Genomic DNA, 11,588 nt, shown 5'->3' on the forward strand with positions numbered 1-11,588 from the left:
CTTATTCCGCCGCCTGCTTGAAGCCGCTCTTGGCCAGCGCCGAGCATTCAGCCATCACGGCCGACGCCCGCGCGATCGGGTTGGTCAGGTAGAAGTCCTTCACTGACGAGGTGAAGGTGCCCTTGTTCAAACGGCCGCCGAGCTTCGCCACCCTGGCGACGTCGTCGGCGCTGCCGGCCTGCACCTGATCGATGCGGGCGAGATGCGGGAATTCGCCATAGAGCTTGGCGCGCAGCTGCGCCAGCGAATCGAAAGGCAGCTTCTTGCCGAGCACGTCGGAAAGCGCCCGCAGGATCGCCCAGTCCTCGCGCGCCTCGCCGGGAGCGAAACCGGCGCGATTGGTCTGCTGCACACGGCCTTCCGTGTTCACATAGGTGCCGGATTTTTCGGTATAGGCGGCGGCCGGCAGGATCACGTTGGCGCGATGCGCGCCGGCATCGCCATGCGTGCCGATATAGACGACGAACGCGCCGCCGGTCCTGGCCATGTCGATCTCGTCGGCGCCGAGCAGGAAGAGCACATCCGTGTCGCCCAGCATGCCGGCAACGTTCTTGCCGCCCTCGCCGGGCACGAAGCCGACATCGAGGCCGCCGACGCGCGACGCCGCATTGTGGAGCACCGCAAAGCCGTTCCACTCGGCCGTGACGGCGTTGACGGCGGCCGCGAGCCTTGCCGCCTGGCCGAGCACCGCAGCACCATCCGTGCGCGCCAGCGCGCCCTGGCCGACGATGATCAGCGGATGCGTGACCTTGCTCAGCACCTCGAAGAACTTGCCGTTGCCGTCGGCGAGATCCTTCAGCGATTCCGGGCCGGCGCCGATGAGCTCGTAATCGTAGCGGGTGTCGCCGATCTCGCCGATCACGCCGACCGGCAGATTGCCGACGCGCCAGCGCTTGCGGATACGGGCGTTGAGCACCGAAGCCTCGAAGCGCGGATTGGCGCCGATGATCAGCACCGCGTCGGCCTGCTCGATGCCTTCGATGGTCGGGTTGAAGATGTAGCTCGCGCGGCCGAGTGACGGATCGAGCGCGGCGCCATCCTGGCGACAGTCGATGTTCTTCGAGCCGAGAGCGCTCATCAGAAGCTTGAGCGCATAGATTTCCTCGACGGCCGCGAGATCGCCGGCAATCGCGCCGATCCGCTCGGGCGCGGTCTTCGACACCTCGTCCCTGATCGCCGCGAAGGCTTCCGCCCAGCTTGCCGGAGCGAGCTTGCCGTTCTTGCGCACATAGGGGCGATCGAGGCGCTGCGTGCGCAAGCCGTCCCAGATGAAGCGGGTCTTGTCGGAGATCCACTCCTCGTTCACCGCCTCGTTGACGCGCGGCAGGATGCGCATCACTTCCCGACCCCTGGAATCGACGCGGATCGCCGAGCCGACAGCGTCCATAACGTCGATTGATTCCGTCTTGGTCAGCTCCCACGGCCGCGCCTGGAAGGCGAACGGCTTGGAGGTCAGCGCGCCAACCGGGCACAGATCGATGACATTGCCCTGCAGTTCGGACGTCATCGCCTGTTCGAGATAGGTGGTGATCTCGGCATCCTCGCCGCGGCCAATCAGGCCGAGCTCGGAAATGCCTGCGACTTCGGTGGTAAAGCGGACGCAGCGCGTGCAGTGGATGCAGCGGTTCATCACGGTCTTGACGAGCGGGCCGATATACTTGTCTTCGACCGCGCGCTTGTTCTCATGATAGCGGGAGGAATCGACGCCGAAGGCCATCGCCTGGTCCTGCAGGTCGCACTCGCCGCCCTGGTCGCAGATCGGGCAATCGAGCGGATGATTGATCAGCAGGAATTCCATCACGCCTTCGCGGGCCTTCTTGACCATCGGCGTGTTGGTGAAGATTTCCGGCGGCTCGCCGTTCGGGCCGGGGCGCAGGTCGCGCACGCCCATGGCGCAGGATGCCTGCGGCTTGGGCGGGCCGCCCTTCACCTCGATCAGGCACATACGGCAATTGCCGGCGATCGACAGCCGCTCGTGGAAGCAGAAGCGTGGCACTTCCGCGCCGGCATCCTCCGCCGCCTGCAGCAGCGTGTAATGGTCGGGTACCGTGATCTCTTTCCCGTCGACCTTCAGCTTTGCCATTCGCCTCAAACCCCTGCGGATGTCCGCAATCTACCTTGCGGGCGCGGCTTGCGCGGCGCCCGGCTTCTCAAGATCATTTTGCGGCGAGCGCCGCCGCCTGCGCGGTCCAGTCGTCGCGGCCGACACGGCCGGCCAGCGACAGATAATCTTCCACCCAGGCGATCTCTTGCGACGTCCAGGCCGCGATCTGCTCATAGGTCCAGATGCCGAGACCGTTGAGCACCTTCTCCAGTTTCGGTCCTATTCCCGAAATCGCCTTCAGGTCCGACGGCTTCGCCGGCTTGTCGACGCCTTTCGGTTGCCTGAAATCCTCGGGCATCAACCCGGTCGCTGCCGGCTGAGCGACAATATCGGTCCCGGTCGCGTCGAGAGCCTTCTCGGTCGCGTTCGCCGCGAAATCGGTCACGTCGCGGGCAAAGGTCTGCGCCTCGGCGATCAGCGTCTCCGTCGCCTTACGCGCCTTGGACGCGTTGGCGGCCGCTTCGCTCTGCGCCTCGAGATCGTCGAGGAAAGGCTGCAACATGCGCTGCGAAGCTTCCAGCGCGCCGGCGAAGGCGCCCATCCACATGCCGACGGCATGGTTGGCGAGACCGATGCCGAGCGCCGACATCGCGGCAGCACCCGCGACCGGATGCGCGAAAAGGTTGACGGCGCTGGCCATCTCCTTCGGCATCATCTTGGTCAGGTCCTGGTTCATCTTCTCGAGCTGGTCCAAATCAGGCATGAACGGATAGGGTATCGAATACGGCGCCACAGAGATCTCCTGGTCGTTTCTTCGTATGCCCCGCCCTGCTTCCGTCTCGGGCTTGCGCCCCTAAATCTTATTCCGCCGCCACCATCACCGGCTCGACCCGGTGCGCGTTGCGCGAAAACTCGTCGATGCGGCGTTCCACCTCGCCGCGGAAATGCCTCATCAAGCCCTGGATCGGCCAGGCCGCCGCGTCACCCAGCGCGCAGATCGTGTGCCCCTCGACCTGCTTGGTGACGTCGAGCAGCATGTCGATCTCGCGCTTCTGGGCTTCGCCGCGCACCAGCCGCTCCATCACCCGCCACATCCAGCCGGTGCCTTCGCGGCACGGCGTGCACTGGCCGCAGCTTTCATGCTTATAGAAGTAGGACAGCCTGGCGATCGCCTTCACGACATCCGTCGACTTGTCCATCACGATCACGGCCGCCGTGCCGAGGCCGGATTTGAGATCGCGCAGTGCGTCGAAATCCATCGGCGCGTCCATGATCTGCTCGGCCGGCACCAGCGGCACCGAAGCGCCACCCGGAATGACCGCGAGCAGATTGTCCCAGCCGCCGCGGATACCGCCGCAATGCGTTTCGATCAGTTCCCGGAACGGGATCGACATCGCCTCTTCGAAGGTGCACGGATTGTTGACGTGGCCTGACACGCAGAACAGCTTGGTGCCGGCATTGTTCGGACGGCCGAAGGACGAGAACCAGGCCGCGCCCCGGCGCAGGATGGTCGGCGCCACCGCGATCGACTCGACATTGTTGACCGTGGTCGGGCAGCCATAGAGGCCGACATTGGCCGGGAACGGCGGCTTCAGCCGCGGCTGGCCCTTCTTGCCTTCCAGGCTTTCGAGCAGCGCCGTCTCCTCGCCGCAGATATAGGCGCCGGCCCCGTGATGCATATAGACGTCAAAGTCGTAGCCGGACGTGTTGCCCTTGCCGATGAGCTTGGCCGCGTAAGCCTCGTCGATCGCGCGCTGCAGCGCCTCGCGCTCGCGGATGAACTCGCCGCGCACATAGATGTAGGCCGCGACCGCGCCCATGGCGAAGCCGGCGACCAACGCGCCCTCGACCAGCGTGTGCGGATCATTGCGCAGGATGTCGCGGTCCTTGCAGGTACCCGGCTCCGATTCGTCGGCATTGATGACCAGATAGCTCGGACGGCCGTCGCTCTGCTTGGGCATGAACGACCATTTCAGCCCGGTCGGGAAGCCGGCGCCGCCGCGGCCGCGCAGGCCGGACGCCTTCATCTCGTTGACGATCCAGTCGCGGCCCTTGGCGATAAGGCCGGGCGTATCGTCCCAGATGCCACGCGACTGCGCGCCGGCCAGCGACTTGTCGAACAGGCCGTAGATGTTGGTGAAGATGCGGTCTTTGTCCTGAAGCATTTGTCGTTCCTCAGACCGGCTTCTTGCCGAAGACGCGGATGTATTCGGCGACGCCGCCCTTGGCGAGTGCCTTGGCCTGCTTCACCCAGTCGTCGCGCTCGATACGGCCGCGGAAGTTGAGATAGCCGTCGACCCATTCGCGCTCGACCTTTTTCCACGCGGCGACCTGGGCGAAGGTGTAGATGCCCAGCGAATGCAGGATACCTTCGATCTTCGGACCGACGCCGGAGATCAGCTTGAGATCATCGACCGTGGCCGGACGCTCGATGCCGGCGGGCCGGCTCTTGTCGTCGAGCGAAGGTTTTGCCGTCTTGGCGACCGGCTGCTTGGTTTCCGGGGCCTTGAAGGCGGCGCTCGGCTCGGCCTTGTTCTTGGGCCCGCTGCGCGGCTTGGAAACCGCCTCGACTTCCGGAGAAGCCTGGTTGGCGTTGGCGGCCGAATGGCGCGGCGCGCGGACGCTGGCAGCCTTCTCGGTGGCCGGGGCGACCTTGACCGGCGACGGCGTCGCCAAGGCCGGGCTGGTCTCCGGCGCATCGGTCTTCGGCTTGCTGGATTTTGATGGCGCAACCGGGCCAGAAGCGGGGGGAGCAGCAGGTACCGGGGCTGCGGCCGCAGGCGCCGCCTGCGAGACCACGGCGGCGGGAGCAGCAGCCGGCGCCGCGGCGGCGGCATCCTTGGCAGCCTTCGCGGCAGCCCTTGCCTCCTTGTCGCGTGTCGACTTCAGGATCGCCTTTTCACTGGTCAGCGTCGTCAGCCCGGTTGCCGGCTCGGAGCCGTGGCGGCCATTCTGCGGTCCCGGCTTGACCTCGGCGCCCTTGCCGGCGTCGTAGAGATCGATGATCTCGGCCAGTCGCTCAGGCGTCAGATCCTCGAAAGTGTCCTTGAAGATCATGACCATCGGCGCGTTGACGCAGGCGCCGAGGCATTCGACCTCCTCCCACGACAGCGTGCCCTTGTCGTTGGTGTGGAACTGGTCGTGATGGATCTTCGAGCGGCACACATCCATCAGCGCTTCCGAACCGCGCAGCATGCAGGGTGTGGTGCCGCAGACCTGGATATGCGCGCGCGTGCCGACAGGATTGAGCTGATACTGGGTGTAGAAGGTCGCGACCTCGAGGCCGCGGATGCGCGGCATGCCGAGCATGTCGGAGATGGTCTCAATCGCCGCCTTGGTGACCCAGCCCTCCTGCTCCTGCGCGATCATCAGCAGCGGAATGATGGCCGACTGTTCGCGCCCCTTCGGATATTTGGCGATCCACTTCTCAGCCGCCGCCGCGTTCTCCTTGTTAAAGGCGAACGAGGCTGGCTGGACGCTGGCATCTGCAAGACGGCGGACTGACATTTAGCGATCGACCTCACCAAACACGATGTCGAGGGAGCCAAGCACGGCGGTGACGTCGGCCAGCATGTGGCCGCGGCACAGGAAGTCCATGGCTTGCAGATGCGCGAAACCGGGCGCGCGCAGCTTGCAGCGATAAGGCTTGTTGGTGCCGTCGGAGACCAGATAGACGCCGAACTCGCCCTTCGGCGCCTCGACGGCCGCATAGACCTCGCCGGCCGGCACGCGGTAGCCCTCGGTATAAAGCTTGAAGTGGTGGATCAGCGCTTCCATCGAGCGCTTCATCGCCGCGCGCTTCGGCGGGACGACCTTGCCGTCGAGGTTCGACACCGGGCCGGCACTTTCCTTGCCGAGCAGCAGATCGACGCACTGGCGCATGATCTTCGCCGACTGGCGCATCTCTTCCATGCGCACGAGATAGCGGTCGTAGCAGTCGCCGTTCTTGCCGATCGGGATGTCGAAATCCATCTCCGAATAGCATTCATAAGGCTGTGATTTGCGCAGGTCCCAGGCCGCGCCCGAGCCGCGCACCATCACGCCCGAAAAGCCCCACGCCCAGGCGTCCGCCAGAGACACCGTGCCGATATCGACATTGCGCTGCTTGAAGATGCGGTTGGGCGTGAGCAGCGCGTCGAGATCGTCGATCGACTTCAGGAATGGGTCGATCCACTTGCCGATATCCTCGACCAGCTTCCGCGGCAGGTCCTGATGCACGCCCCCCGGCCGGAAATAGGCCGCATGCATGCGCGAGCCGCTGGCGCGCTCGTAGAACACCATCAGCTTTTCGCGCTCGACGAAACCCCATAGCGGCGGCGTCAGCGCGCCGACGTCCATCGCCTGCGTCGTCACATTCAGGATGTGCGACATGATGCGGCCCATCTCGGAATAGAGCACGCGGATCAACTGACCGCGCTTCGGCACCTCGATGCCGAGCAGGCGCTCGGCCGCGAGAGCGAAGGCATGCTCCTGGTTCATCGGCGCGCAATAGTCGAGCCGGTCGAGATAGGGCACGGCTTGTAGATAGGTCTTGGCCTCGATCAGCTTCTCCGTGCCGCGATGCAGCAGGCCTATATGCGGATCGACGCGGTCGACCACTTCGCCGTCCAGCTCCAGCACCAGGCGCAAAACGCCATGCGCCGCAGGGTGCTGCGGACCGAAGTTGATGTTGAAGTTGCGGACGGAGGTTTCAGCCATTGTGGCGCCTCAATTCGTCTTGGCTTTTTCATCCCCCGGCAGGACGTAGTCCGTCCCTTCCCAAGGAGAAAGAAAATCGAAATTGCGGAATTCCTGCTTGAGCTCGACCGGCTCGTATATGACCCGCTTCGCCTCGTCGTCGTAGCGCACCTCGACGAAGCCGGTCAGCGGGAAATCCTTGCGCAGTGGATGCCCCTCGAAGCCGTAATCGGTGAGGATGCGGCGCAGATCCGGATGGCCGCTGAACAGCACGCCGTAAAGATCGTATGTTTCGCGCTCGTACCAGTCGGCGCCGGGATAGACGGCGGTCAGCGACGGCACCAGCGTCTCCTCGTCTGCCTGGACCTTGAGGCGGATGCGCACATTCTGCTTTGGCGACAGAAGATGGTAGACGACATCAAAGCGGCTGGCCCGCGAGGGGTAGTCGGCGCCACAAATGTCGATGATCGAGATGAACTGACAGCGCGGATCGTCGCGCAGGAAGGTGGCCACCTCGATCAGATTGCCCGGTTCGACGGAAACCGTCAGCTCGCCATAGGCGAGCACGGCTTCGCCGATGCGACCGGCCAGTTTCTCGCCGAGATAGGTGGAGAGTTCGTTCAACGCCAGGGTCATCGGCTCACCGTTCGATCGTGCCGGTGCGGCGGATCTTCTTCTGCAGGAGCAGAATGCCGTAGAGCAGCGCTTCGGCGCTCGGCGGGCAGCCAGGCACATAGATGTCGACCGGCACGACGCGGTCGCAGCCGCGCACCACCGAATAGGAATAGTGGTAGTAGCCGCCGCCATTGGCGCAGGAGCCCATCGAGATGACGTAGCGCGGTTCCGGCATCTGGTCGTAAACCTTACGCAGCGCCGGCGCCATCTTGTTGGTCAGCGTGCCGGCGACGATCATGATGTCGGACTGGCGCGGAGAAGCGCGCGGCGCGACGCCGAAACGCTCCGAATCGTAACGTGGCATCGAGGTGTGGATCATCTCGACCGCGCAGCAGGCGAGGCCGAAGGTCATGAACATCAGCGAGCCGCTTCGCGCCCAGGTGATCAGCGCCTCGGTCGAGGTGACGAGGAAGCCCTTGTCGGCCAGTTCATCATTGATCTGCAGGAAGAAGGGGTCGTCTTCCCCAACCGGCCTGCCGGTGTTGGGGTCGATGATGCCCTTGGGCTTCGGCGCGACGAGGGTGCGTGAACTGTCGTTCAATCCCATTCCAGCGCTCCTTTTTTCCATTCATAGGCAAAGCCGATGGTCAGCACCGCCAGAAACACCATCATCGACCAGAAGCCGAGCATGCCGAGCTTCGAGAAGGACACCGCCCACGGGAATAGGAAGGCGACCTCGAGATCGAAGATGATGAACAGGATCGACACCAGGTAGAAGCGGATGTCGAACTTCATGCGAGCGTCGTCGAACGAGTTGAACCCGCATTCATAGGCGGAAAGCTTTTCCGGATCGGGATTGCGGTAGGCCACCAGGAAGGGGGCGATGATGAGCGCCAGACCCACGACCATCGCCACGGCGATGAACAGGATGATGGGCAGATATGAACTCAGGAGTGCGCTCATGCGGCGGCTTTCCTTCGGCGGGCAGTTCACTTTGATTACAGCAACGAACTCTAATGCGGAAGCGTGACAGTTTAACCGCTGAACCGTTTTAAGGGGGCCCATGCTGCAACGCGGCGAGGGTTAGCGCAGCGGTTTCGGTGACGCAAGTCAAACCTTGTTCAAATCGCGACCCTGGACGCCTTATCGGAAGAAACTGGTCCGATCCGCTCCTGTTTGATTTCCTTCATTTTCTACTCCACTTTTCTCTCCTGACATATCTCCCGCCATTTGCCTGTTAGCATGGCCGGAATCACCGGCTAAAAATCCAACGGACGATCGGGGCAAGGACACCTTGATGAAGGAGAAACTCACGCTCGCTATGGCCAGGCGCATTGCGCTCGGCGCGCAAGGGTTCAACGACCCCAGACCCAACGGTGTTCCGGATCGCCGCCACCTTGCGCGCGTGCTTTCGCGAACCGGCCTGTTGCAGATCGATTCCGTGAGCGCGGTGGTGCGCGCGCATTATATGCCGCTCTATTCGCGCCTCGGCCCCTACCCGCTGTCATTGCTCGACAACGCCGCGATCACCCGCAAGCGTGCTGTGTTTGAATATTGGGCGCATGAGGCGTCATTCCTGCCCGTCGAGACCTACCCTCTGCTGCGCTGGCGCATGCAGCGCGCCGAGCAGGGCGACGAGATGTATCTCGGCCTGGCCAAATGGGGCCGTGAGCGCAGGGAAATGATCGACGAGATCTATAGAGAGGTCGCCGATCGCGGGCCGATCGCCGCCTCCGATATCGAGGGCCACAAGGGCAATGGCGGCTGGTGGGGCTGGAGCGAGGCCAAGCATGCCTTCGAATGGCTGTTCTGGGCCGGACGCATCACCACGGCCTACCGACGCGGCTTCGAGCGCTATTACGACCTGCCCGAGCGCGTTTTGCCGCAGGCGGTGCTCGACCTGCCCGTGCCCTCGGTTGAGGACGCGCATCGCGAATTGCTGCGCATCTCGGCCCGCGCCCATGGCATCGCCACCTATGGCGACCTGCGCGACTATTTTCGTCTGGCGCCCGGCGATACCAAGGACCGCATCGAGGAGTTGGTCGAAGCCGGCGAATTGCTGCCGGTCAAGGTCGAAGGCTGGGACAAGCCCGCCTATCTCCACAAGGACGCGCGTATCCCACGCCGCATAGAAGCCCGCGCGCTGCTGGCGCCCTTCGATCCGGTCGTCTTCGAGCGCACCCGGACGGAAAAGTTGTTCGGTTTCCGCTACCGTATCGAGATCTACACGCCCGCCGAAAAGCGCCAGTATGGCTACTATGTGCTGCCCTTCCTGCTCGGTGACCGCATCGTTGCCCGCGTCGACCTGAGGGCCGATCGCCCGGCCAGTGTGCTGCGCGTCCATGCCGCCTATGCAGAGGCCGGCGCCCCAGCCGAAACGGCCGCTCAACTCTTCGACGAACTGAAGCAGATGCAGGCGTGGCTTGGCCTGGAAGCGATCGAGGTGGCGCTAGCGGGCGACCTCGGTCCGGCGCTGGCCGACATCAAGGTGTCGTAGCCGCGCGTTGACAGGCGCCTAGCCGAGAGCCTAAACCCTGACCCGGACGGTCTTCTCCCGGCAAAGGGAGGAGCCAAGAGGGAATGCGGTGCGGGCCAAAACCCAAATCCGCGGCTGTCCCCGCAACTGTAAGCGACGAGCCTCGGCCGAAAACCACTGGGATGTTCCCGGGAAGGCGGCACCTGAGGCGAAGACCCGCGAGCCAGGAGACCTGCCGTCTGAGACTCTAAGTATCCGAATGCCCGGCGGGTTTTCCGGGCAAGGAGCCAGGTTTTGGATCGCAACGGCAGTTTCCCGGCAAACATCGCGGACATTTCGTCCGAGCCCGGCACTTTGGCTGGCGTCACCGTCATCGTCTGCTCGTCCTGCCGCGACGAAACCGGCTCGGACGCCCATCCGCGCGCTGGCGTCTTGCTGGCCGAGGACACGCGCCGCGCCGCATCGGGCGAGAAGATCCGCATCCGTACCGTCGAATGCCTCGGCAATTGCAAGCGCCGCCTGAGCGCGGCACTTCTGCGCGACGGCTGCTGGAGCTACGTCTTCGGGGACCTCGACACGACCAGCGGCGCCGATCTCGTCGCCGGCGCAAAGCTCTTCGCCACCTCGACCGACGGCCTGATCCCCTGGCGCGGCCGGCCCGATTCCCTTAAGCGCGGCCTGGTTGCCCGCATCCCTCCCCTCGATATGCTGAAGGACTGACCATGAACGCTTCCGTTTCCCGCGTGCCCTGCACCGTCGTCACCGGCTTCCTCGGCGCCGGCAAGACGACGCTGATCCGCAACCTCATTGAAAACGCCAAGGGCAAGCGGCTGGCGATCATCGTCAATGAGTTCGGCGATGTCGGCATCGACGGCGAGATCCTGAAGGGTTGCGGCGTCGATACCTGTCCGGAGGAAAACATCGTCGAGCTCGCCAATGGCTGCATCTGCTGCACCGTGGCCGATGACTTCGTGCCGGCGCTTGACCAGATTTTATCACGCACCCCGAAGGTCGACCACATCCTGATCGAGACCTCCGGCCTCGCTTTGCCGAAGCCGCTGGTGCAGGCCTTCCAGTGGCCGACGGTCAAGAGCCGCGTCACTGTCGACGGCGTCGTCGCCGTGGTCGACGGCCCGGCCCTGGCCGAAGGCCGGGTCGCCTCCGACATGGACGCGCTGCAGGCGCAGCGCGCGGCTGACGATTCCCTCGACCATGACGATCCGGTCGAAGAAGTGTTCGAGGACCAGATCGCCTGCGCGGACCTGATCATCCTGTCGAAGAGCGACCTGATGGATGCGGCAGGCTCGGCTCGCGCCAACGCCGTCATCGGCGAGCACGTCGCGCGCGCCGTCAAGGTCGTGCCGACCGCGCAGGGCAAGGTCGACCCCTCGGTGCTGCTTGGCCTTGGCCTTGCCGTCGAAGACGACATCGAGAACCGCAAGACCCATCACGACGACGAGCTCGACCACGAGCATGACGATTTCGACTCCTTCGTTATCGACATCCCTTCGATCGCCAGCCCGGACGAACTGGCAAAGCGCGTCGCCCTTGCCGCCGAGCAGGAAAACGTGCTGCGCGTCAAAGGCTTCGTCGAGGTCGGCGGCAAGCCGATGCGGCTCCTGCTCCAGGCCGTCGGCCCACGCGTCAACCACTACTACGATCGCGCCTGGACGACCGAGGACGACCGCCGCTCGCGGCTCGTAGTCATCGGCCTCAAGGGGCTGAACCGCCCGGCGATCGAGCGTATCCTCGCCGGCTGAGGCAAGACCCGAACCG

11 protein-coding genes and 1 riboswitch are annotated in these 11,588 nt (G+C 64.4%); of the genes, 3 read left to right on the plus strand and 8 right to left on the minus strand.

The genetic code is table 11. From position 1 onward, the window contains the following. Window position 1 precedes the first annotated feature (1 nt). The 8 genes from nuoG to P9272_RS10240 form a co-directional block, all read right to left on the minus strand. Window positions 2-2,083, minus strand: a complete 2,082-nt coding sequence (nuoG, locus tag P9272_RS10205; RefSeq protein ID WP_278160453.1) for an NADH-quinone oxidoreductase subunit NuoG — start codon at window positions 2,081-2,083, stop codon at window positions 2-4. A 73-nt stretch (window positions 2,084-2,156) separates the two neighbouring features. Further along, a complete protein-coding gene (locus P9272_RS10210; protein WP_128258152.1) occupies window positions 2,157-2,837 on the minus strand; it encodes an NADH-ubiquinone dehydrogenase in 681 nt (226 codons plus the stop codon). Between the two features lie 67 nt (window positions 2,838-2,904). Then, a complete protein-coding gene (nuoF, locus tag P9272_RS10215; protein WP_112127350.1) occupies window positions 2,905-4,209 on the minus strand; it encodes an NADH-quinone oxidoreductase subunit NuoF in 1,305 nt (434 codons plus the stop codon). 10 nt (window positions 4,210-4,219) lie between these two features. Further along, the gene (locus tag P9272_RS10220) at window positions 4,220-5,551 is read right to left on the minus strand and encodes an NADH-quinone oxidoreductase subunit E (RefSeq protein WP_278160454.1); all 1,332 of its coding nucleotides are present in this window, start codon (window positions 5,549-5,551) and stop codon (window positions 4,220-4,222) included. Continuing rightward, window positions 5,552-6,742: an NADH-quinone oxidoreductase subunit D gene (locus P9272_RS10225; RefSeq protein WP_128258154.1), complete on the minus strand. Its 1,191-nt coding sequence runs from the start codon at window positions 6,740-6,742 to the stop codon at window positions 5,552-5,554. Between the two features lie 9 nt (window positions 6,743-6,751). Next, on the minus strand, window positions 6,752-7,357 hold the full coding sequence (locus tag P9272_RS10230) for an NADH-quinone oxidoreductase subunit C (RefSeq protein ID WP_278160455.1): 606 nt from the start codon (window positions 7,355-7,357) through the stop codon (window positions 6,752-6,754). A gap of 4 nt (window positions 7,358-7,361) precedes the next feature. Next, the gene (locus tag P9272_RS10235; RefSeq protein ID WP_128258156.1) at window positions 7,362-7,943 is read right to left on the minus strand and encodes an NADH-quinone oxidoreductase subunit B; all 582 of its coding nucleotides are present in this window, start codon (window positions 7,941-7,943) and stop codon (window positions 7,362-7,364) included. After that, complete coding sequence (locus tag P9272_RS10240; protein WP_278160456.1) at window positions 7,934-8,299, minus strand: NADH-quinone oxidoreductase subunit A; 366 nt, start codon at window positions 8,297-8,299, stop codon at window positions 7,934-7,936. The genes P9272_RS10235 and P9272_RS10240 overlap by 10 nt, the downstream gene beginning before the upstream one ends. Before the next feature lie 334 nt (window positions 8,300-8,633). Between P9272_RS10240 and P9272_RS10245 the strand changes: the two genes are divergently transcribed. The 3 genes from P9272_RS10245 to cobW all read left to right on the plus strand — a co-directional run bounded on the left by P9272_RS10245 (window position 8,634) and on the right by cobW (window position 11,572). Further along, on the plus strand, window positions 8,634-9,833 hold the full coding sequence (locus P9272_RS10245; protein ID WP_278160457.1) for a winged helix-turn-helix domain-containing protein: 1,200 nt from the start codon (window positions 8,634-8,636) through the stop codon (window positions 9,831-9,833). 30 nt (window positions 9,834-9,863) lie between these two features. Beyond that, window positions 9,864-10,067, plus strand: a riboswitch (cobalamin riboswitch). 39 nt (window positions 10,068-10,106) lie between these two features. After that, window positions 10,107-10,532: a DUF1636 family protein gene (locus P9272_RS10250; protein WP_278160458.1), complete on the plus strand. Its 426-nt coding sequence runs from the start codon at window positions 10,107-10,109 to the stop codon at window positions 10,530-10,532. Window positions 10,533-10,534: 2 nt separating this feature from the next. After that, window positions 10,535-11,572: a cobalamin biosynthesis protein CobW gene (gene cobW / locus P9272_RS10255; protein WP_278160459.1), complete on the plus strand. Its 1,038-nt coding sequence runs from the start codon at window positions 10,535-10,537 to the stop codon at window positions 11,570-11,572. The last annotated feature ends 16 nt before the right edge of the window (window positions 11,573-11,588 follow it).

The organism is Mesorhizobium sp. WSM4976, assembly GCF_029625685.1.
Classification (GTDB): domain Bacteria; phylum Pseudomonadota; class Alphaproteobacteria; order Rhizobiales; family Rhizobiaceae; genus Mesorhizobium.

Bases quoted from the DNA above. Each gene is read 5' to 3' on its own strand.
- nuoG (WP_278160453.1), bottom strand. From the start codon at position 2,083: ATGGCAAAGCTGAAGGTCGACGGGAAAGAGATCACGGTACCCGACCAT.
- nuoF (WP_112127350.1), bottom strand. From the start codon at position 4,209: ATGCTTCAGGACAAAGACCGCATCTTCACCAACATCTACGGCCTGTTC.
- P9272_RS10220 (WP_278160454.1), bottom strand. From the start codon at position 5,551: ATGTCAGTCCGCCGTCTTGCAGATGCCAGCGTCCAGCCAGCCTCGTTC.
- P9272_RS10225 (WP_128258154.1), bottom strand. From the start codon at position 6,742: ATGGCTGAAACCTCCGTCCGCAACTTCAACATCAACTTCGGTCCGCAG.
- P9272_RS10230 (WP_278160455.1), bottom strand. From the start codon at position 7,357: ATGACCCTGGCGTTGAACGAACTCTCCACCTATCTCGGCGAGAAACTG.
- P9272_RS10235 (WP_128258156.1), bottom strand. From the start codon at position 7,943: ATGGGATTGAACGACAGTTCACGCACCCTCGTCGCGCCGAAGCCCAAG.
- P9272_RS10240 (WP_278160456.1), bottom strand. From the start codon at position 8,299: ATGAGCGCACTCCTGAGTTCATATCTGCCCATCATCCTGTTCATCGCC.
- P9272_RS10245 (WP_278160457.1), top strand. From the start codon at position 8,634: ATGAAGGAGAAACTCACGCTCGCTATGGCCAGGCGCATTGCGCTCGGC.
- cobW (WP_278160459.1), top strand. From the start codon at position 10,535: ATGAACGCTTCCGTTTCCCGCGTGCCCTGCACCGTCGTCACCGGCTTC.